The sequence below is a fragment of the Kitasatospora sp. NPDC051984 genome (genome assembly GCF_044593455.1).
Classification (GTDB): Bacteria; Actinomycetota; Actinomycetes; order Streptomycetales; family Streptomycetaceae; genus Kitasatospora.
Map to the genome: position 1 here is coordinate 186,226 of NZ_JBIUCB010000008.1, position 18,887 is coordinate 205,112.

Annotated in this window: 19 protein-coding genes; 9 read left to right on the forward strand and 10 right to left on the reverse strand. The window is 72.6% G+C overall.

The features are described 5' to 3' along the window. Positions 1-114 precede the first annotated feature (114 nt). From ACIHEI_RS18485 to ACIHEI_RS18505, 5 genes are all read left to right on the forward strand, one after another. Entirely contained in the window at positions 115-447 is a 333-nt protein-coding gene (locus tag ACIHEI_RS18485; protein ID WP_396607340.1) for a trypco2 family protein, read from the forward strand. A 256-nt stretch (positions 448-703) separates the two neighbouring features. After that, positions 704-1,093 (forward strand): hypothetical protein, encoded by a 390-nt coding sequence (locus ACIHEI_RS18490; protein WP_396607341.1) that lies wholly within the window; start codon positions 704-706, stop codon positions 1,091-1,093. Between the two features lie 626 nt (positions 1,094-1,719). After that, positions 1,720-2,685: an ATP-binding cassette domain-containing protein gene (locus ACIHEI_RS18495; RefSeq protein WP_387642871.1), complete on the forward strand. Its 966-nt coding sequence runs from the start codon at positions 1,720-1,722 to the stop codon at positions 2,683-2,685. Beyond that, on the forward strand, positions 2,682-3,467 hold the full coding sequence (locus tag ACIHEI_RS18500; protein ID WP_396607342.1) for an ABC transporter permease: 786 nt from the start codon (positions 2,682-2,684) through the stop codon (positions 3,465-3,467). The genes ACIHEI_RS18495 and ACIHEI_RS18500 overlap by 4 nt, the downstream gene beginning before the upstream one ends. 69 nt (positions 3,468-3,536) lie before the next feature. Beyond that, positions 3,537-4,508: an aldo/keto reductase gene (locus ACIHEI_RS18505; RefSeq protein WP_396607343.1), complete on the forward strand. Its 972-nt coding sequence runs from the start codon at positions 3,537-3,539 to the stop codon at positions 4,506-4,508. 37 nt (positions 4,509-4,545) lie between these two features. On the opposite strand, the gene ACIHEI_RS18510 is transcribed toward ACIHEI_RS18505, so the two are convergent. After that, a complete protein-coding gene (locus ACIHEI_RS18510; RefSeq protein WP_396607344.1) occupies positions 4,546-5,268 on the reverse strand; it encodes a leucine-rich repeat domain-containing protein in 723 nt (240 codons plus the stop codon). Positions 5,269-5,483: 215 nt separating this feature from the next. On the opposite strand from ACIHEI_RS18510, the gene ACIHEI_RS18515 reads away from it, so the two are divergent. After that, the gene (locus ACIHEI_RS18515; RefSeq protein ID WP_392956219.1) at positions 5,484-6,134 is read left to right on the forward strand and encodes a C39 family peptidase; all 651 of its coding nucleotides are present in this window, start codon (positions 5,484-5,486) and stop codon (positions 6,132-6,134) included. A 25-nt stretch (positions 6,135-6,159) separates the two neighbouring features. On the opposite strand, the gene ACIHEI_RS18520 is transcribed toward ACIHEI_RS18515, so the two are convergent. Together ACIHEI_RS18520 and ACIHEI_RS18525 are read right to left on the reverse strand one after the other, a co-directional pair. Then, positions 6,160-7,014 carry a hypothetical protein gene (locus tag ACIHEI_RS18520; protein ID WP_387642866.1) on the reverse strand — a complete coding sequence of 285 codons (855 nt, stop codon included), beginning with the start codon at positions 7,012-7,014 and terminating at the stop codon, positions 6,160-6,162. A 209-nt stretch (positions 7,015-7,223) separates the two neighbouring features. Then, complete coding sequence (locus ACIHEI_RS18525; protein ID WP_396607345.1) at positions 7,224-8,084, reverse strand: hypothetical protein; 861 nt, start codon at positions 8,082-8,084, stop codon at positions 7,224-7,226. A gap of 242 nt (positions 8,085-8,326) precedes the next feature. On the opposite strand from ACIHEI_RS18525, the gene rpe reads away from it, so the two are divergent. From rpe to ACIHEI_RS18540, 3 genes are all read left to right on the forward strand, one after another. Beyond that, complete coding sequence (gene rpe / locus ACIHEI_RS18530) at positions 8,327-9,013, forward strand: ribulose-phosphate 3-epimerase (RefSeq protein ID WP_387861936.1); 687 nt, start codon at positions 8,327-8,329, stop codon at positions 9,011-9,013. Between the two features lie 574 nt (positions 9,014-9,587). Next, positions 9,588-10,373 (forward strand): alpha/beta hydrolase, encoded by a 786-nt coding sequence (locus tag ACIHEI_RS18535; protein ID WP_396607346.1) that lies wholly within the window; start codon positions 9,588-9,590, stop codon positions 10,371-10,373. A 47-nt stretch (positions 10,374-10,420) separates the two neighbouring features. After that, positions 10,421-11,380, forward strand: a complete 960-nt coding sequence (locus ACIHEI_RS18540) for a pirin family protein (protein WP_396607347.1) — start codon at positions 10,421-10,423, stop codon at positions 11,378-11,380. 655 nt (positions 11,381-12,035) lie between these two features. On the opposite strand, the gene ACIHEI_RS18545 is transcribed toward ACIHEI_RS18540, so the two are convergent. The 7 genes from ACIHEI_RS18545 to ACIHEI_RS18575 form a co-directional block, all read right to left on the reverse strand. Continuing rightward, positions 12,036-12,323 carry a hypothetical protein gene (locus tag ACIHEI_RS18545; protein WP_396607348.1) on the reverse strand — a complete coding sequence of 96 codons (288 nt, stop codon included), beginning with the start codon at positions 12,321-12,323 and terminating at the stop codon, positions 12,036-12,038. After that, positions 12,320-12,649: a hypothetical protein gene (locus ACIHEI_RS18550; protein ID WP_396607349.1), complete on the reverse strand. Its 330-nt coding sequence runs from the start codon at positions 12,647-12,649 to the stop codon at positions 12,320-12,322. Before ACIHEI_RS18550 ends, ACIHEI_RS18545 begins: the two co-directional genes overlap by 4 nt. Next, positions 12,646-13,146, reverse strand: a complete 501-nt coding sequence (locus ACIHEI_RS18555; RefSeq protein WP_396607350.1) for a hypothetical protein — start codon at positions 13,144-13,146, stop codon at positions 12,646-12,648. The genes ACIHEI_RS18550 and ACIHEI_RS18555 overlap by 4 nt, the downstream gene beginning before the upstream one ends. Positions 13,147-13,172: 26 nt before the next feature. Next, a complete protein-coding gene (locus ACIHEI_RS18560; protein ID WP_396607351.1) occupies positions 13,173-14,714 on the reverse strand; it encodes a Mur ligase domain-containing protein in 1,542 nt (513 codons plus the stop codon). Positions 14,715-14,804: 90 nt separating this feature from the next. Continuing rightward, entirely contained in the window at positions 14,805-16,154 is a 1,350-nt protein-coding gene (locus ACIHEI_RS18565) for a glutamine synthetase family protein (protein ID WP_396607352.1), read from the reverse strand. Continuing rightward, the gene (locus tag ACIHEI_RS18570; RefSeq protein WP_396607353.1) at positions 16,151-17,659 is read right to left on the reverse strand and encodes an amino acid permease; all 1,509 of its coding nucleotides are present in this window, start codon (positions 17,657-17,659) and stop codon (positions 16,151-16,153) included. The genes ACIHEI_RS18565 and ACIHEI_RS18570 overlap by 4 nt, the downstream gene beginning before the upstream one ends. A gap of 58 nt (positions 17,660-17,717) precedes the next feature. Then, positions 17,718-18,698, reverse strand: a complete 981-nt coding sequence (locus ACIHEI_RS18575; protein WP_396607354.1) for a hypothetical protein — start codon at positions 18,696-18,698, stop codon at positions 17,718-17,720. Positions 18,699-18,887 lie beyond the last annotated feature (189 nt).

Sequence of the window (18,887 nt, forward strand, 5' to 3'; positions counted from 1 at the left end):
GATCACCTCGGCGGTCAGTCTACGCAAGTGACGGACGTATTCCGCTGCGGGCGTGGGCGGCGGCGGCCTACCGTGGTGCCCGCCGAAGTGGCAGGACGTGAGAAGGGGTTGGGCATGGACATTCCGCTGGTGGATGCGGTGGCGGCGGTGCGGGACGAGTTGTTGGCGGCGGCCCGGGTCGGGGGTGAGCACCCGGATCTGGTGTTCGCGGTGGGGCCGGTGGAGATGGAGTTCGAGGTCGAACTGCGGGCCGACACCAAGGCGAAGGGCGGGTTCAAGATATTCGCGGTCGGCGCGGAGGTCGAGGCGGGCGCTTCGCGCGGCCGGACGCACCGGGTTTCGTTCACGCTCACCCCGCGCGCCGCGAACGGTGGTGACCTGCTGGTGCACGGCGACCCGACCCGTCCGTCGGGTCCGGGTGACTCCTCGGACCGCATCCCGGAGTAACGGGCCGTCGGGCTGCGTTCGCCGGTCCGTCCGGGGCCGGCGGCACACGGAGGGCGAGGGGAGGGGCCGGGTGGATCGGTGACGGGTGGTGGGGGTGGACGCGCCGGCCGGGCCGGCGTCCGGCTGTGCGATCGGCGGGCGGCTGGTGCTGACGTCGGCGCACGCGGTGGCCGGGCCGTCGGGTGGGGGCGCGGCGGCCGTCGGGGTGCGGGTGCGGGTATTTCGGCTGGGGTAGGCGGGGACGTTCGGGGCGGTCGTGGTGTGGTGCGGCCGGGACGACGCGGCGCTGCTGCGGGTGGACGACGGCCCGGGCTGGGCCGAGCCGCGGCCGGTGCGCTGGGGGCGGCTGGTCACCGACCGGACCGGGGTGGACTGCCAGGCGTGGGGCCTGCCGGAGCACGCGCAGCGCGAGGGGTGGGCGGCGCAGGTGGAGCAGTCGTCCGGGTGGCTGAACCCGGGCAGCGGGTACGTCGCCGATCGGTACGTGATGACGGTGCGTGAGAGTGCGCCGGGCTGGGACCGGCCGGTGCCGGTGTGGGGCGGGATGTCGGGCGGCGCGGTGTTCTGCGGGCCGCTGCTGACCGGCGTGGTGACGGCCGAGCGCGCGTACACCGGCAACGGTCGGCTGGTGCTGTCGCCCGCGTAGGCGCTGCACCATGTTCCGGCGTTCGGGGCCGCGCTGGCCGCCCGCGGCCTCCTGGTCGCCGGTCTGGAGGCCGCGGAACTGCACGAACTGGCGCACCAGGCGGCCCTTCCCGAGCGGTACGGCGCGCCGGCGCGTTCGCCCGCGGCGCTGCTGGACGCCACCCGCCGGATCGTCCCGCTCCACGGCCGGGACGCGCTGCTGGGGCGGCTGCGGAACTGGTCCGAACCGGCCGGGTTCGGCGGGCTCGGCGGGAAGCGGGCCGGGCTCGGCGGGAAGCGGTACAGCAACCCTCTCACCCGGCACATGACCGCACTGGCGGACCTGCTGGACGCCGCCCGCCCGGGCACGTACCGGGGCGGCGCGCAGCGGGTCGGGGCCCGTCGCCATCGGGGCCTCGGTGAGGGGCGCCGGCCGAGGACGCCGTTGCTCCGCCCGTAGTCGGGATCGTCGCGCGCGCCCCACCCGAGTCGGTGCGGACGCCGCCCGAGGTCCGCACGGTCCAACTCGCTGTCGCTGCGTGGCATCCGCCGGTGTGTCTGCCGACCCGAACGCTTTACTCCGTACGTCGTACCCAGTAATCTCCTGCGCAGCAACACTACGTACGTTGTACCTAGAAAGGGCCTGCCATGAGCGACCCGGTCATTGCCGTTCGCGGCCTGGGCAAGACCTTCGGCGCCACGCGCGCGCTGGACGGACTCGAACTCGACGTCCCGGAAGGGGCGGTGTGCGGTCTGCTCGGGCCCAACGGGGCGGGGAAGACCACGTTGGTGCGGATCCTGGCCACCCTGGTGCGGCCGGATCGGGGGGAGGCCCGGGTGTGCGGGCACGAGGTGCGGCGGGAGGCCGCGGCGGTGCGGCGGGTGATCGGGCTGGCCGGGCAGTATGCGGCGGTCGAGGAGGGGATCACCGGCCGGGAGAACCTCGAACTGCTGGGCAGGCTGCACCACTTGGGAGCGGCGAAGGCCCGGGCGCGGGCGGCGGAGCTGCTCGCGGAGTTTGCGCTGGAGGAGGCCGCCGATCGGCTGGTGCGCGGCTATTCGGGCGGGATGCGCCGCCGGCTGGACCTGGCGGCGAGCCTGATCACCCGGCCGCGGGTGCTGTTCCTGGACGAGCCGACCACCGGGCTCGACCCGCGTAGCCGACGGGAAATCTGGTCTGCGGTACGGGAGTTGGCCGCACAGGGTTCCACCGTCCTGCTGACCACCCAGTACCTGGACGAGGCGGACCGGCTGGCCGACCGGATCACCGTGCTGGACCGCGGGCGGGCCGTCGCCGACGACACCCCGCAGCGGCTCAAGGCCGCGATCGGGACCCTGGTCGAACTCACCCTGCCCGAGGGCGCCGACCTGGAACGGGCCCGCGCCGTGCTGGCCGTGCTCACCGGTGGCGCACCGGAGGTGGACGCGGCGCAGTACCGCGTCAGTGCCGTCTCCGACCCGGCCCGGCCGCTCGTCCTGCCGTACCTGGTAAGGGAGTTGGACGCCGCCGGGGTGGTCGCGCGGGACGTCGCGCTGCGCACCCCCTCGCTGGACGACGTGTTCCTCGCGCTGACCGGCGCGGGCGCCGTGACGGAGACGGAGATGGCCGCATGAGTGCGCTGACGATGCCCGTGGACGCCGCTGCGTCCGCCCGGCGGATCCTGCTGATCTACCGGCACTCGCCCGGTCTGCTGCTGTCCTCGCTGATGGTGCCGGTCGCGATGGTCGGGGTGTTCGGGTACGTGTTCGGCAGTGCGATGAACGTGCCGGGCGGCGGTTACCGCGAGTACCTGATGCCCGGCCTGTTCGCGATGGTCGCGGTGAACGCCGTGATGCCCGCCATGGTCGGCGGCGCGCGGGACGCCGGACGGGGCGTCACCGACCGGCTGCGGTCGATGTCGGTGTCCCGGCTCGGCCTGCTCACCGGGCAGGCGCTGGCCGACCTGCTGGTGGCCGCCGTCGTCCTGGTGCCGACCGCGCTGGTCGGCCTGGCCGCCGGCTGGCGGATCCGGCACGGACTGGGCCCGGCGCTCGGCGGGTTCGGCCTGCTGCTGCTGTTCCGGTTCGCCTGCGGCTGGCTGGGCACCGCGCTCGGCCTGGCCGTCGGCAAGGAGGAGACGGCCGGTCAACTCGCCGTCCTTGCCATCCCGTTGTCGATGTTGACCAGCGCGTTCGTGCCCACCGGCGGGATGCCCGGCTGGCTGGCCGCGATCGCCGAGTGGAACCCGGTCAGCTCCGTGGTGGAGGCCGGCCGGCAACTGTTCGGCAACCCGTCCGCGCCCGGCGACGCCTGGCCCGCACAGCACCCGGTGGCCGCCGCGCTCGGCTGGTGCGCGCTGCTGCTGGCGATCGCGGTGCCGCTCGCCGTGCGGAACTTCGCCCGCGCCGGGCGCTGAGGATGCGTCAATCCTGGTAAGGGCGTTGCGCACTGGACAACCGGGCCGGGGCGGCAGAGGGTTGGGGTCATGGAGTACACCCACCTCGGCCGCACCGGCCTGTCCGTCTCCCCGCTGTGCCTCGGCACCATGAACTTCGGCGTGCACACCGAAGAGGCCGACGCGCACCGGATCATGGACGCCGCGCACGGGCACGGCATCAACTTCTTCGACACCGCCAACGTCTACGGCTGGGGCGAGAACAAGGGCCTCACCGAGACGATCATCGGCAACTGGTTCGCCAAGGGCGGCGGCCGGCGCGAGAAGACCGTGATCGCCACCAAGCTCTACGGCGACATGGGCAACTGGCCCAACGAAGGCCGGCTCTCCGCGCTCAACATCCGCCGCGCCGTGGACGCCAGCCTGCGCCGCCTGCAGACCGACCACATCGACCTGTACCAGATGCACCACATCGACCGGGCCACCCCCTGGGACGAGATCTGGCAGGCGATGGAGGTGCTCACCCTCCAGGGCAAGATCATCTACGTCGGTTCCTCCAACTTCGCCGGCTGGCACCTCGCCCAGGCACAAGAAGCCGCCCGGGCCCGGCACTTCCTCGGCCTGACGAGTGAGCAGTCGCTGTACAACCTGATCGAGCGCAGCGTCGAACTGGAGGTCGTCCCCGCCGCCCAGCACTACGGCCTCGGCCTGATCGCCTGGTCGCCGCTGCACGGCGGCCTGCTCGGCGGCGTGCTGCGCAAGGAACGCGAGGGCGTGCGCCGCACCCAGGGCCGGGCCGTTGACACCCTCAACGAGCGGCGCGAGCAGATCCAGGCGTACGAGGACCTGTGCGACGAACTCGGCCACCAGCCCGGCGACGTCGCGCTCGCCTGGCTGCACAGCCGCCCCGCCGTCACCGCGCCGATCATCGGCCCCCGCACCGAGGAGCAACTGACCGCCGCCGTACGCTCGTTGGACGTCGAGCTGGACGCCAAGACGCTGGAGCGACTGGACGAGATCTTCCCCGGCCACCGCACCGCCCCCGAGCACTACGCCTGGTGATCCCGGGCCCCCGGGGGCGGTTCTGCGCTCCCGGGGGTCAGTACCAGACCGTGCAGCCGCGCCGTTCGAGCCGCTCCACCAGTCGCGGGCCCGGTGCGGACGGCGTCCACCGCAGGTCGAGCTTCTCCAGGGCGGGCAGCTCGGCCAGCCAGTCGGGCAGCGGCCCCAACGGGTTGCCGCGCAGGTCGAGTTCGCGCAGCAGCGGCAGGGCGGCGAGGGCGCGGGGGAGGCTGGTCAGGGCGTTGCCGCGCAGTTCGAGGCAGCGCAGCTGGAGGAGTGAGGCAAGCGAATCCGGGAGCGTGGTCAGGGAGTTGGCCTCCAGGCGCAGCTCGCGGAGTCGGGAGAGTGCGCCGAGGGTCTCCGGGAGCTTGGTCAACTGGCAGCGCTGCGCCCGGAGTTCGATGAGCTCGGCCAAGTCGCCGATGGTGTCCGGGAGTTCGGTGAGCGGGTTGTCGCCGACGTTCAGGTAGCGCAGGCGGTGGAGCCGGCCGAGAGTGGCCGGCAGCCGGGTGAGCCGGTTGTCGTGCAGGTAGAGGAACCCGTGCAGGCCGGTGAGGTCGCCGAGCCGCTCGGGGACGGCGGTGAACGCGTTGTGGCCCAGGTCGAGCGTGCGCAGCGCGGTGAAGTCGCCGATGGTGTCCGGGAGTTCGGTCAGCGCGTTCTCGGCGAGGATCAGCACCTCAGCATCGGTGCGCTGCCACACGTGGTCCGGCACGGCGGTGAGCCCCGCCCGCCACAGGCTGACGACGGGCCCGGTCACAGCGCCTTCTCGAACCGGCGCCGGGGGCCCGAGTTCGAGGTTCGGTGGGGCTTCGTTCACTGCCGGCTCCGTCCGGTGGGGAGCAACGATCATCGCACGGCAGGGAGTTGAGTGGGCGGTGAGTCGGCTGGGTGCGGGTGAGCAGGTGCGGGGTGCCGCTGTTCGGGTGGTGGAGGGGTTCTGAGGTGTCGCGGGCGAGGGTGCGCCGGATCGGGATGAAAGTACGTCAGGATGACCGGGTGAAGCCGATCATCCATGCCGTGCCCTACTACTCCCAGTGGGAGTCGCCCGAACTCGTGCCCGACATCCTGGACGGCACACTGCGGGCCGCCGACGACCCGCTGTGGGAACGCTCGGGTGCGGCCGACGAGGGCGAGTACGAGTACTGGTCCTGGCGGCTGTGCGGAATGGCCTGCCTGCGGATGGTCCTCGACCACTGGTGGGGCGTCGCCCCCGCGTCCGTGCGGCTGGCCGAGGAGTGCGAACTGGCCGGCGCGTACATCCGGCACCCCGACGGGCGGCTCGACGGGCTGATCCACTCGCCCTTCGCCGACTACGTCCGCACCCGCTGGGGCCTGGACGCGCAGGCGATCAGCCCGCTGCCCGTCGACCGGCTGCCGGAGGAACTCGCCCGGGGCGTCCTCCCGATGATCTCCGTCCACCCCGCCATCCGGACCCTCGCCCCCGAGGTCCCCCGCCCCGGCGGCCACCTGGTGCTGGCCGTCGGCGCCGACGACGACGCGCTGTACATCCACAACCCGTCCGGCTTCCCCGACGAATCCCAGCGCGCCGCCCGGGTGCCCTGGGCCGACTTCGACCGGTTCTACGCGGGCCGCGGCGTTCTGCTCGGGCCGCCGCCGTACTGACACGGCGGCGGCCCGAGACGGGTGGTCAGGAGGCGTTCGGCAGGCCGATCGGGGTGGTCGGCGGCAGGTCGGCGCGACACGCGGTGGAGATCGGGCGGAGAGCGTCGGCGAGTTCGTCGAGCTCGGTGCGGTGGAAGTGCGCCCAGACCCGGGACGCGGCCAGGTCGGTGGCGGCCTCCAGCGCGAGGTGGCGGCGGCGGCCCTCGGTGGTCAGCGAACCGTCCGCAGCCAGCCACTGACGTCCGATCAGGCGCTCCGTCGCCTCGTCCCACTCGGCGTCCGTCCAACCGCGGTGCGGCTGCATGGTCTCCCGGCGGGTGTCCAGCGCGCAGCGCACCACCAGCGCCTCGCAGCCGTCCAGCCCCTCGGCGACCAGCGCCGCCACGTGTCCGTCGCCGCGGTGCTCGCGCAGCACCGTGGTGGCCTGCCACAGCCGGGCCAGCCGCCCGTCCTGCGCCGGGAGCGCGGCGTTCGCGGCGGCCAGCACCCGCCCCGCGCAGTCCAGGCCCTCGACGGCACGCTCCAGCAGCTCCACCGAACGGTCGATCAGATCCGGCTTCACCTCCGCCAGCACCCGCCCGAGCGCACCGGTCGCACCCTCCACCCGGGCCTCCAGCGCCCGCTCGGGCGTCGCCCGCCCCCAGATCTCCGGCAGTGCCCGCTCCACCATCTGCGGCGCGAAGTTGAAGAACGCGGCCACCACCGGCGCCGCCTCCACCGCACCGAGCGGCGCCGACCGCCCACCGAAGTATCCGCGCCAGTACCCCCGCAGCCCCGCCGCCTCGTACGCGGCGCGGGCCTCCGGCGAGAAGTACGTGAGCGCGTGAACGGGTTCGAACAGCCACCACAGGGCACGTGCGGGGTGGACGACCTGAGTCATCGGACGCCTTTCGGTGAGGGTCGAGCTGTGCGGGTCCAGCTGCTTCCTGAGCCTGCCAGAGCGGGTCGGCGGCGGGAAGGGCATGTGTTGCCGCCGTGTGAACTTCTGTGTGCCGCGGCCGGGTGGTCTGGGTGCCGGGGCGCCGGTGTTCGGTCGGGGCAGTGGTCCGCCGGTGTTCGGTCGGGGCGGGGTGCCGGTGTTCGGTCGGGTCAGTGGTCCGCCGGTGGCATCGCGAGCGGGTTGATCGGCATCCGATCGCGACAGATCGCCGCGATCGGCTTCAAGTCGGCTTTCAGGCGGTCGAGTTCGTCCTGCGGCATGCTCTCCCAGACGCGGCCGGCGGCGAGGTCGGTGGCGGCCTCGATGGACCGGTGCTGGATGCGGCCGAGCTCGGTGACCGTCCCCTGCGCCGTCAGCCAGCCCCGTTCGACCAGTCGCGCCGCTGCCGCCTCCCACTCGGTGTCCGTCCACCCGCGCATCGGCTGGAGCACCTCGCGGCTGGCGTCCAGCGCGCAGTGCAGCACCGGGGCCTCGCAGCCGTCCAGCCCCGCCGCGACCAGTGCCGCCACATGGCTGTCGCCGCGGTGCTCGCGCAGCACGGTCGCGGCCTGCCACAGTCGCCCGTAGACGTTCGTCGGCCGGGGGAGTGCGGCGTTGGCGGCTGCCAACACCCGGCCCGCACAGTCGAGTTGGGCCACCGCCTCGTCCAGCGCGGTCGCCGCCGCGTCGATCTGTTCCGGTTTCACCGGCTCCAGCAGCCGGGCCAGCACCGCCTCCGAGCTCTGGAGCCGGGCGGCCAGGGCCTGTTCGGGGCTCGCGTGCGTCCACACGTCCGGTACGGCCTGCTCGACCATCGTCGGGGAGAAGCTGAAGAACGCGGCGATCACCTGTGGCGCGTCCACCACACCCAACGGGGCCGCGCGGCCGGCGAAGTAGCCGCGCCAGCTGCCGTCCAGCCCCACCGCCTCGAAGGCCGCGCGGCTCTCGGGCTGGAGGAAGGTGACGGCGTACACCGGCTCGTAGAGCCGCCACAGTGCGCGGGCTGGGTGGGCGGCGGCGGTAGCGGACATGGGGGAGACCTTCCTCGGGCTCTGTCGGATTGATGGGTATTGATGGGTATTGACGGGTGGGGTGGGGCTGGGGGTTGGTACAGGGGGCTGATGGCCGCGGTGGCCGCCACGGTAACCTCGGCCGGGGTGTGATGACGGTCACCCGGGGGTTGCGGTGTGCGGTTGCGGGTGACGGGGCGCGGGATGATGGGGCCGAAGTACCCGTTTCCCGCGGCGTTCCAGCCCCCGCACGAAGGTGGTCGATCATGGCCCAGATCAGCCCCAGCATCCTGTCCGCGGACTTTGCCCGCCTCGCCGAGGAAGCCGAGGCGGTGCGCGGCGCGGACTGGCTGCACGTCGACGTGATGGACAACCACTTCGTCCCCAACCTCACGCTGGGCGTGCCGATCGTCGAATCCCTGGCCCGGGCCACCGACATCCCGCTCGACTGCCACCTGATGATCGAACAACCCGACCGCTGGGCCCCGCAGTACGTGGAGGCCGGCGCCGGCTCCGTCACCTTCCACGTGGAGGCCGCCGCCGCACCCGTCCGCCTCGCCCGCGAGATCCGCGCCAAGGGCGCCCGGGCCTCGATGGCGCTCAAGCCCGCCACCCCGATCGAGCCCTACGAGGACCTGCTCCCCGAACTCGACATGCTGCTGATCATGACGGTGGAACCCGGCTTCGGCGGCCAGGCCTTCCTCGACATCATGCTGCCCAAGATCCGCCGCACCCGGCAGCTCATCGACAAGCACGGCCTCGACCTGTGGCTCCAGGTGGACGGCGGCGTCGCCCCCGCCACCATCGAGGCCTGCGCGGAGGCGGGTGCGGACGTCTTCGTCGCGGGCTCGGCGGTGTACGGCGCGGCGGACCCGGCCGCCGCCATCAGCGCCCTGCGGGCCCAGGCCGAGACGGCGACGGCGGCGGCCGGGTGGGGCTGCCGGCACTGACTGCACTGACGGCACGGACGGTACTGACGGCACTGACGGTACTGACGGCACGGACGGGCATGGCACGGGCTGAGGGGCGGGCGGCCCTGCCGGCGGTGGCCGTTGGGGTCGGACGGCGACGGTGGTGGGTGGGTCGGCCTGCCGATGCCCGGTGTTCGGGCCGGTGGGCCGTGGCCAGGGCCGGGGCCGGGGCCGAGACGGCGGACCCGGTCGCGGAGACCGGCGCAGGCGTCCGTGACTGACGCCTGCGCCACGCGAGTTCCGGCGGTGGTTGCCGAGGCGGTCAACGCAGCATCCACCATGCGCAGCTTTCCGGTCCGCGCATCGCAGGCGCAGCGCACTGCCGGCACTCGCCCCGCTGCGGCCGATCCCGTGAAACCGGACCGCGGTTGTCCGGCGTCCCGTGATGCGGCGTCCGGTCAATTGGCGGGTGTCAGGTCGATGGTGGGGCGGAGCAAGGGTGCGGGTGGCGGCGGAAGTTGATGGGGTGACGGCGGTGCCGAGTTTGGGGCGGCGGCGGTTGTTGGGGGCGCTGGCTGTTGCGGTGGTCGGGGCGGGTGCGGTTGGTGGGGGGATGGTCGAGGATGTGCTGCCCGGGGGTGCCCGGGTTCGGCGGGCGCTCGGGATGACCGGGCGGGACGGGGTGGTGCCCGGGGTCGCGGGTGGGCGGGTGCGCAGCGAGAGCGAGGTTTCGCGGGCCCGGGGCCGCGAGGTGCGGATCGTCGTGATGGACCCGCCGGGGGCGGACCAGGCCGATCTGCCGGTCTGTTTGGCGTTGCACGGGCACGGGAGCGGTGCGGCGTCGTTCGTCGATCTCGGGGTGCCGCAGTTCCTGGCGGCTGCGGTCGCGGCCGGTGTCCCGCCGTTCCGGGTGGTGGCGGTGGACGGTGGCGACAGTTACTGGCATGCGCGCAGTCCCGGCGACGATCCGATGGCGATGCTCACCGGGGAGTTGCCCGGCTGGTTGGCGAGCCGTCAACTACCTGAGCCCACACGGGTGTTGGGTATATCGATGGGTGGTTCCGGCGCGCTCCAGTACGCGCGCGCCCGTCGGGGCGGGTTGTCGGCGGTCGCGCTGCTCGGCCCGGCGCTGTTCCGGGGTTGGGGCGACGCCCGGACCGTCGGCGCGTACCGGGACGAGGCCGACTGGCGGGAGCACGAGCCGTTGCAGCACCTCGGTGAGCTCGGCGAAGTCGACCGGACCGGAGTCTGGTGCGGCACCGAGGACCCGTTCTGCCCCGCCGCCCGCAAGCTCACCGGCGTGCGGGGCGTCCAGGCGCACTTCCCGCGCGGCGAGCACACCGATGGGTTCTGGCGACGCGTCATGCCGGACGCGATGGCGCTGCTCGGGGCTCGCTGACGAGTCGCTGCGGAGGGCGGCGGGGACGGCGGCCGATACTGGCCGCCATGAGCAACCTCGATCTCAAGCCCGCCCCCGCGGTGTGCGGGCAGCAGGCCGTGACCGGCCCCGTCCAGGAGTTGCTGACCGGCCGCCAGGTGCCGCTGGGGGAGTCCACCGTGGTGCGCCGCCTGCTGCCGAACCTCGGCCGGCGGATGGTCGGCGCCTGGTGCTTCGTCGACCACTACGGCCCCGACGACATCGCCGACGAGCCCGGCATGCAAGTGCCTCCGCACCCGCACATGGGCCTGCAGACCGTCAGTTGGCTGCACGAGGGGAGCATCCTGCACCGCGACAGCCTTGGCAGCCTGCAGACCGTCCGCCCGCGCGAGCTGGGCCTGATGACCTCCGGACGGGCCATCGCGCACTCCGAGGAGTCGCCGCGCGACCACGCCCGCCTCCTGCACGGCGCCCAGCTCTGGGTGGCCCTGCCGGACGCCTACCGGCACACCGCCCCCTCGTTCGAACACCACCCCGAGCTTCCCGTCGTCACCGCGGACGGCCTCGCGGCCCACCTGATCCTCGGCACCCTCGACGACGCGACCTCGCCCGGCACCACGTACACCCCGATCACCGGCGCCGACCTGACGCTGCGCGAGGGCGCCGCCCACCGCCTGCCCGTCGAGGAGGGCTTCGAGTACGCCGTCCTCGCGATGTCCGGCAGCGCCGAGATCGACGGCGTGCCGGTCGAGCCGGGGTCGATCCTGTACCTGGGGTGCGGGCGCCGCGAACTCTCCGTCCGGGCCCGCACCGACGCTGCCGTGCTGCTGCTGGGTGGCGAGCCCTTCGAGGAACGCCTGGTGATGTGGTGGAACTTCATCGGCCGATCCGGTGACGAGATCGTACAGGCACGAAGCGACTGGGAGAAGGGTTCACGCTTCGGTGAAGTGCACGGCTTTGACGGGGCCAGACTGCCGGCCCCGGAGCTCCCCGACATCCCGCTGAAGGTCCGGGGTCGAGAGCGCTGACCAGCGGAGATGTGGGCGGATGGGCACTCCGCAGGCAAGCCGCACCCCGGCCTGCCGCGGGCTGCTGGAGGGCGATACGTGTCGGCACTCGAGTGATGCGCGGGGGGAAGCATCGGGACTCAATTGGAGATCCCCGGATTCTCATGTGTGGGTGGCTGTAACAGGGTCTGGTCGAGTTGATGCTGACCTGTTGCTGACTTCCATGACGCCATTGGGCAGTGCCGTTGCGGTGCAGGTGACCGCATCGAAGACGGCGATGAAGGGGTGACGGGCACGGCCTGTCCGGGCAAACCCTCGGCGAAGGTGGTGGTGTCCACAGGCGGCTTTCGTGGAAGGTCGTGTCGGGCTGCGATCCTCGCCCCAGCCGCCGTGTTTACCACCAAGCTCACCGTGGCCGCGGGCGCGCCGGACCCATCGGTCGAGCGGTACTGCGGCGTGTCAGTCGCCGCAAAGAGGAACGTATCCGTCTTCCCGAAGTCGTCGAGGGACTGAACGTGCTGGCCCTCACTGGGCGGCGCGGCCAGCACATGTTCAGCGGCTGGACGGAGGTCGGCGGCGAGGGCCCGTTCGATAGCAGGGATGGTGGGTCTTGCGCCTGCCCGGCGGATTGCCGGGCCAGGGCGGCGGGTCAGGCCAGCGCATCTGTGTGTGGGGGTCACGGGTGGATCCGGTCGGTGGTGCTGGGGGTGCGGCCCTGACCTGGACGGCCGCCATGGGTGTGGTGCGGGTGGTGCGTGGTGGTGCGGTGCGCCGGAGGGCGGCGGAACAGCAGGTCGCAGACCGCCGCGGCCGCGAGCGCGGGTGCCGCGACGAGGGCGAGCCAGACCGGCTGGGCGTGGTTGTGGTGTTCGACCAGGAACAGGAGGGAGGCGCCGGTGGACGCGCCGAGCAGGAAGCGCACGATCGCCACCGCAGCGCAGCCGTTTCGGCGGGAAGCGGTCATCGTTCCCCCGGCCGGGTTCGGGCGGCGGTGTCGTCGGCGGTGCCCGGGGGTCGGGCGCACCACCGTGAGAGCGGGCTGCGGCCTTCCCGGTAGGCCCGGAACTCCAGGGCGCCGACGAAGACGGCGATGACGATCTGGGCGAGCAGGATGAGCTGGTCGGCGCGGGTTCGCATCGCGGGGGCGCTGCCGATCGCGAAGCCGACGATGAATCCGAGGACGAGCGAGAGGAGGGAGGTGACCAGCAGCGCGCCAGCGGCGAGGCGCTCGAAACGCCGCAGCGCCGCGTCCTTCCGGGCGAGTTGTTCCTCGAATATGGCGGCGCTCACGGCGCCGCTTCGCAAGCCGGTGCTTCCGGAGCCCCGGGTCGGGTGAGCTCGACGAGGCCGGTGAGGACGCCGACGACTACGGCCTCCTCCGGGGTCCACACGCCCAGGTGCACGAACAGCGTCCGGATGCAGGCCGCCATCGACCTCTGTGCGGTGCCGAGCCCGAGCCTGCGAGCGACGGCCTCGGTGGTGAGGCCGTCCGTCCAGCCTTGAAGGATCGTCAGGCATCGGGGCGGCAGGCCGGGGCCGGTCGCCGGAGCCTCGGCAGCGCTGATCGGGGCGACGGCGAGGCCGGCGGTGGCCATCCAGCCGGCGAGCTGAGCACGGGTGCGGGCACCTGTCCTGCGCAGGAGGGCCTCGACGGCGCTTCGGGCGGCCTCGGTGCTCCTGTACGGGCCGGGTGCGGCGGAGATGTCGCGAGGGCCGAAGCCGCTTGCCACCCGGACGGCGAGCTTGACCTCTCTGTCCGTGAGATCGCGCAGAGGCGTGAGGGGCACGGCCTCCTCCTGCTGCTCGGAGTCGGTCACAGTTGCCCCTGGACCGGAGCGCCGGCGGCGAGGTGAGCCAGCAGGTACGGCCCGATGCGGGCCGCCCGGGCGGGTCCGATCAGCAACACCAGGTCGCCGGGGCCGACGAGTTCGGCGATCTGCTGGGCGGCCCCGTGCGCGCCGGGGGCGGTGCGCAGCCGGTGGACCGCGTCGTCTCCGACGACCCGACAGGCGGATCGGTGGACGTCGTCCAACGGGCCGTCAACGTCGAGGACCTGGTCCAGCGGCGTGTGGACAGGCAGCAGCAGCACGCGGTCGGCGGAGTCGAGTGCGGCGCCGAGTTCGTGGGCGTGGGCGCGGGTACGGGCCACACCGTCGGGCTCCAGGACGGTGATCACCGCCCCCTTGGCGATCACCCGGGCGGCGATCACTTCGTCGGCGACTTCGCGGGGGTGGCGGGCGCGCGACTCGACCACGGTGATGCCGGCCTGTCGGCCGAGAACAGTGAGGGAGCGCGCGACTCCGAAGTGGCGGAGGCGTTCGGCGACGGCATCCGCGCTCTCGCCGAGGACGAGCGCAGTGGCGATGGCCGCGCACACGGCCAGGGCCTGGGCCCTGCCGATCACCGGCAGGACGAAAAGGTGCATCTCGCCGTTGTGGCGGAGCGTGACACGGTGCTCGGTGCCGGTCCACTCGGGCGGCAGGATCCGCACGTCGGCGTCGCGGTCCAGGCCAACGGTGAACATCCGGGGAACGGGCAGGCGGTTGCGGGCCCGGTCGGTCAACCGCTCGCGCAGGTTGGTGATGCCCCTGTTCCAGGTGGGTAGGACCACGGCCCGGGCGGACAGCGCCAGTTGCTCGGCGGCGTTGAGGGCGTCCAGGTTGTCCACGAAGTGGGGGCTGTTCGCACCGACAGTGAGGATCAGCGCGCAGGACGGTGCCGGCCGCCTGCGGGCGTAGTGGGGCTTGGGGCGGCGCTGCCACCCTCCGGGCGGCGGCGCCTCGTGCGTCCCGGCGTCCGGACACACGTCGACGACGAGCCTGCCCTGTGTGGCTCCGGAACCGCCGACGGACTGGCCCCGGCCGGCGGCGGTGAGGATCCAGCCGGTTGTGCCGTCGTCGAGCGCCGCCGCGAGCGCGGCGGCGGCCGTCGCGGTGCCGTGGCTGCCGCCGACCGCTACCGTCCGTTCCCCGGCGTGGGCGGCGATCTCGGTGAGGGCGTCGGCCCGCCCCAGCACCGGGATCCGCCGTTGCTGCGCCTCGTCCAACTCCGGGTGCGACCACGTCACGGCGGTCGACCACACGACCGCGGTCCGGTCGGAGTGCACGTGGCGGGCCTCGAAGCCCACGTCGACGTGAACTCCGGCGATTCGCAGTGTGGCCACGGCGGGGCTGTCGGCCAGGGCGGGCGGGACGGAGCCGGTGACGGAAGCCCCGGTCCCGGCCAGCCACAGTGCCAGGCCCAGCATCCCGTCGGCGGTGACGTCCACCAAGTGAGGCGCGGCCAGTAGTTCGGGGAGCGCGGCATTGTGCTGGACGCCGGGATCTTCGGTGGTTCGGGGGGTGGTGGTGTCCATGGTTCTCCAGCGGGAAGTGGATCGTGAGGTGGTGTCGGGCCGGCGGCGGGAAGCGGGTTGGGCCCACCGCCGGCCCGGGGCTCGGAGGGCTCAGGCGTGGGCGAAGCCGCGCGCGATCTCGGCGGTGCTCACCAGCGGTGCGTGGTGGTCCAGTTCAAGGTGCGCGACACCGGCCAGGCGACCGGCGACATCGGCGCCCAGCAGGTCGGCCGCCAGCAAGCTGCCTTCGAAGGCCGATACGGCGTCGGCCAGCGAGAAGGGCAGCGGCCGAGCCGCGCAGACGCCGTAGCCGTCACCGACGACGGGCTCGGGCGGTGTCAGGTCGTTCGCGATGCCGTGGCGGATGCCGGCCGCGACAGCCGCCAGCGCGAGATAAGGGTTGGCGTCGGCACCGGGAACCCGGGCCTCGATCCGCAGCCCCCGATCGCGCCCGACCACGCGCAACGCGCACGTCCGGTTGTCGCGTCCCCACGTCCACCGCGTCGGAGCGAAACTCCTCGGTTGCAGCCGGCGGTAGGAATTGACGTACGGCGCCAACAGCGGCACGAGGTCGGGCAGTACGGCCAGCAACCCGGCCACCGCCCGCTGCCCGTCCGACGACAGCTCGTACTCGGCGCCCGGCCGGCAGGTCGCCGGCTCGCCGTCGCGCCACAGCGAGACGTGCAGGTGAAGCCCGGACCCGATGCCGGTCTCCGGGGCCGCCATGAAGGTGGACGTCAGCCCCCTGCGCTCGGCGATCGTCCTCGACGCGTGTTTCAGCAGCAGGTGCTGCTCGCAGGCGGCCAGCGGATCTCCGTAGGGGAAGGTGACCTCGACCTGGCCCGGAGCCGACTCCCACTTCACCGCCTCCACCGGGCACCCCGCCGCCGACAGCACCCGGCGCAGCTCGGCCGTGAACTCGGCCGCCTCGGTGGGCAGATCGAGTGCGTAGTCGCTGGTGGTGCGTGTGAGTGGTACCAGGCCCCGGTGGCCGCGGTCGGCTGCCTGCTCCGCCGTCCCCCGGTACAGGACGAACTCCGTCTCCAGGCCCACACGCAGCTCGTAGCCGAGCGCCTTCAGTCCGGCGAGCTGGTCGCGCAGGATCGTCACCGGTGCGGTCGGCAGCGGGCGGCCGCCGGCGGTGACCGGCTCGGCCAGGACCAGCGCGGTCCGGGGCAACCAGGGCAGTCGGCGCGCCCTGTCGAGATCGGGACGCAGCTCCACGTCCCCGAAGCCGGAGCCCCAAGCGGAGGCCGACATCCCCAGGTCGGTGTTGAGCAGGTAGCCGCACGCCTCGGGCCGAAGCGTCCCGTTCTCCAACTGCCGTAGCAGGACCGAGGCGTCCACCGCCTTGCCCTTCAAGCCTCCCTGAGTGGTGACCAGCGCGAGCAGCACCGTCTCCACCTTGCTGCGGCGAACCAGGTCCGCGAGGGAGGTCACGTTCTTCGCCGCGGTGATCACACGACCTCCTCGGTCAGCTCGATCAGCTCGGCGGACTGCTGAACCGGCGGGGCATACTCGAACCTGGCCCGGGCACCCCACCAGCCGGCGGCGACCAGCAGCACCGCCACCAGCGCCACCGGGGCGTAGTTGAAGGTGTCGACGGTGACCGGGTAAGACTGTGGCAGGCACACCAGCACGCTCACCACGGCCACCCACCCGACCGCGATCCATCCGATCAGCGGCCCACGGCGGCCCAGATTCCACGGACCCGGTTCGAACGGTCGGCCCCTGCGGGACAGACGCAGATAGATCGGCACCGCGTAGGCCGGCGTCATGCCCACCACGTTCACCGCGGTCACCGCCCCGTACGCCGTCGTGCTCCACAGCGACGGCAGCGCCAGCACGAACGCCGCACCGACCGACAGCCAAACTCCCGCCACCGGGGTCCCGGTGCGCTCCGACACCCGGCACCACCACGCCGATCCGGGAATCCCCCCGTCGCGGGAGAACGCGAACACCATCCGGGCGCTTGCCGCGGTCTCCGCGTTGCCGCAGAACAGTTGAGCTACAACCACCACGACCAGTAGAGCCTTCGCCCCCGTCGGACCGAGTGCGTCGAGGAAGATCTGCGCGGGCGGCACCCCGGTCGAGGAGTTGAGGACGGTGTTGTAGTCGCCGATCGCGAACAGCAGGCCGGCCAGCAGCACCGCGCCCGCGATCCAGGACACCCAGATCGAGCGGACGATCCCGCGTGGCGCCGCCACCGCAGCCTTCGTGGTCTCCTCGGACATGTGGGCGCTCGCGTCGTAGCCGGAGAAGGTGTACTGCGCCAGCAACAGGCCGATGCAGGAGACGTAGAGCGGGTTGCTCCAACCGGTGTTGTTGACGAAGTGCGTCATCACCCAGGACATGTCCTGATGCCGGGCGGGCACGATCGCCAGCAAACCCACGATCAGCGCGACACCGCCGATGTGCCACCACACCGAGACGGAGTTGAGAACCGACACCAGCCGCACGCCGCGCAGATTCAGCGCGGCGTGGAGCAGCAGGATCACGGTGAAGATCGCGAACAGGCCCAGCGGGGTCGGCTGGTAGCCGAACTGCATGTTCAGGATGGCGGCGGTGAAGCTGGCGGCTCCGTAGTCGATCCCGGCTATGCCGCCGATCAGGCCCAGGAGGTTGAGCCAGCCGACGACGAAGCCCCAGCGGGGGCCGCCGAGGCTGGTGGCCATGAAGAACAACGCGCCCGATGTAGGGTAGGCGGAGGTCACCTCCGCCAGCGCCAGGCCGACGAACATGACCATTGCGCCGACGCCGATCCAGCCCCAGAGCATCACTGCCGGGCCGCCGGCGTTCAGGCCGAACGCGAACATCGTCATGCAACCCGACAGAATGCTGATCACGGAGAACGACGAGGCGAAGTTGCCGAACTCACCCATCCGGCGGGCCAGTTTGGGCTCGTATCCGAGTCGTCTGAGGTGGTCCTCGTCGGTCTCGTGCGGCGGTGCGGCGTGGGCCGGCATGGAACAACCTCCGGTGAAGAAGCAGGGGGACGGAGAGCGGTTACGGGGGAATGGGCGGTCAGGCGAGGGCGGTCGCGCGGCCGGCGAGCGCCTGCTGACGGGCGGTCAGCAGAACGGTCTCGCCCTCGTCCGGCGAGTCGGCGATGTAGATCCACGGGGCACGCGCGGCGAACGTCCCGAGAGCCTCGAACACCTCGACAGCGGCGCGCATCCGCGCCGACGCCCACAGGGCGTGTGCGAGATGGCTGAGATCCGCGACGGTCCACGTCCCCGGCTCGGACACCCGCCAGTTCTCGTACGCCCGTTGGGTGTTCGAGTAGTGCGGATCGCGCCGCCACTGCTCGCGGACGATCGTGTCCCGGCGCCGCACCTGGCGGTACTGGTCGACCGACACGTACAGCGGAAGGGCTGCGAGCGGCGACCCGAGCGGCGCCCGAGTGGCGACGGTGTGCGCGAAGTCCAGGGCCGTGCTGCGTCGGTTCACCAACTGCCAGTACCGGTACATGCGGTGATGCGCCTCCCGGCCGACCGGATCCCGACGCAGTGCCCCGTCGAGGAGCGCCCACGGCCCCGCCGGCAGCATCGGGTCCGCGGATCGGTGCCGGTGCTCGGGAAGCGATTGGTTCGGGTCGAGCGCAGCCAGGGCCAGCAGACACACCCACGGCACGGGGTCCTGCTGATCGGCCTGCGCCGCCGCCCAGCACGACGCGCGTGCCTCCTGCTCCAGCCGCCAGGCCTCCGGCCGGTGCTCCCGGGCAGCCGCCAACGCGTGCTCGACGCCCACCCGCATCCGGAGCACGCCGAGACCGCGCGAATCAGGTTGCTCGCGCCCCCAGTCGGCCAGCACTGTCGACCGCGCCGCCACCAGGCCCAGTACCTGGGTCCGGAACGTCCACACGGCCGGAGTCGGCGACGGGGCGGCCAGCAGTCGTTCCGTCGACAGCCATCGGCCGGCCGACAGATCGTCCACCGCGGCCCGAAGCGCACCGTCGAACCCGGCGGGGTGGTACACCGGCCGGGCAGACTGCGCGGCAATCATGGGATGGTCCTCCAGTCAGGGGCGTGGCGCATGGTGAGTGGACCAGTGAGTGCTCGCTGGTCCGCGATAGAGCCACGGGCCGCGGGAGGGCGGCCGGCGGGTAGCCGGATACATCAGAAGTCGAGTGCGCAAGCGGGAAGTGCTCAGCGAATCCGGTGGACGGCGGCTGTGATCGCCAACTCACTGTGT

Coding starts and splice junctions, on each gene's coding strand:
- ACIHEI_RS18485 (WP_396607340.1), top strand. CDS start 115: ATGGACATTCCGCTGGTGGATGCGGTGGCGGCGGTGCGGGACGAGTTG.
- ACIHEI_RS18495 (WP_387642871.1), top strand. CDS start 1,720: ATGAGCGACCCGGTCATTGCCGTTCGCGGCCTGGGCAAGACCTTCGGC.
- ACIHEI_RS18500 (WP_396607342.1), top strand. CDS start 2,682: ATGAGTGCGCTGACGATGCCCGTGGACGCCGCTGCGTCCGCCCGGCGG.
- ACIHEI_RS18505 (WP_396607343.1), top strand. CDS start 3,537: ATGGAGTACACCCACCTCGGCCGCACCGGCCTGTCCGTCTCCCCGCTG.
- ACIHEI_RS18515 (WP_392956219.1), top strand. CDS start 5,484: ATGAAAGTACGTCAGGATGACCGGGTGAAGCCGATCATCCATGCCGTG.
- ACIHEI_RS18520 (WP_387642866.1), bottom strand. CDS start 7,014: ATGACTCAGGTCGTCCACCCCGCACGTGCCCTGTGGTGGCTGTTCGAA.
- ACIHEI_RS18525 (WP_396607345.1), bottom strand. CDS start 8,084: ATGTCCGCTACCGCCGCCGCCCACCCAGCCCGCGCACTGTGGCGGCTC.
- ACIHEI_RS18535 (WP_396607346.1), top strand. CDS start 9,588: ATGGTCGAGGATGTGCTGCCCGGGGGTGCCCGGGTTCGGCGGGCGCTC.
- ACIHEI_RS18540 (WP_396607347.1), top strand. CDS start 10,421: ATGAGCAACCTCGATCTCAAGCCCGCCCCCGCGGTGTGCGGGCAGCAG.
- ACIHEI_RS18545 (WP_396607348.1), bottom strand. CDS start 12,323: ATGACCGCTTCCCGCCGAAACGGCTGCGCTGCGGTGGCGATCGTGCGC.
- ACIHEI_RS18560 (WP_396607351.1), bottom strand. CDS start 14,714: ATGGACACCACCACCCCCCGAACCACCGAAGATCCCGGCGTCCAGCAC.
- ACIHEI_RS18570 (WP_396607353.1), bottom strand. CDS start 17,659: ATGCCGGCCCACGCCGCACCGCCGCACGAGACCGACGAGGACCACCTC.
- ACIHEI_RS18575 (WP_396607354.1), bottom strand. CDS start 18,698: ATGATTGCCGCGCAGTCTGCCCGGCCGGTGTACCACCCCGCCGGGTTC.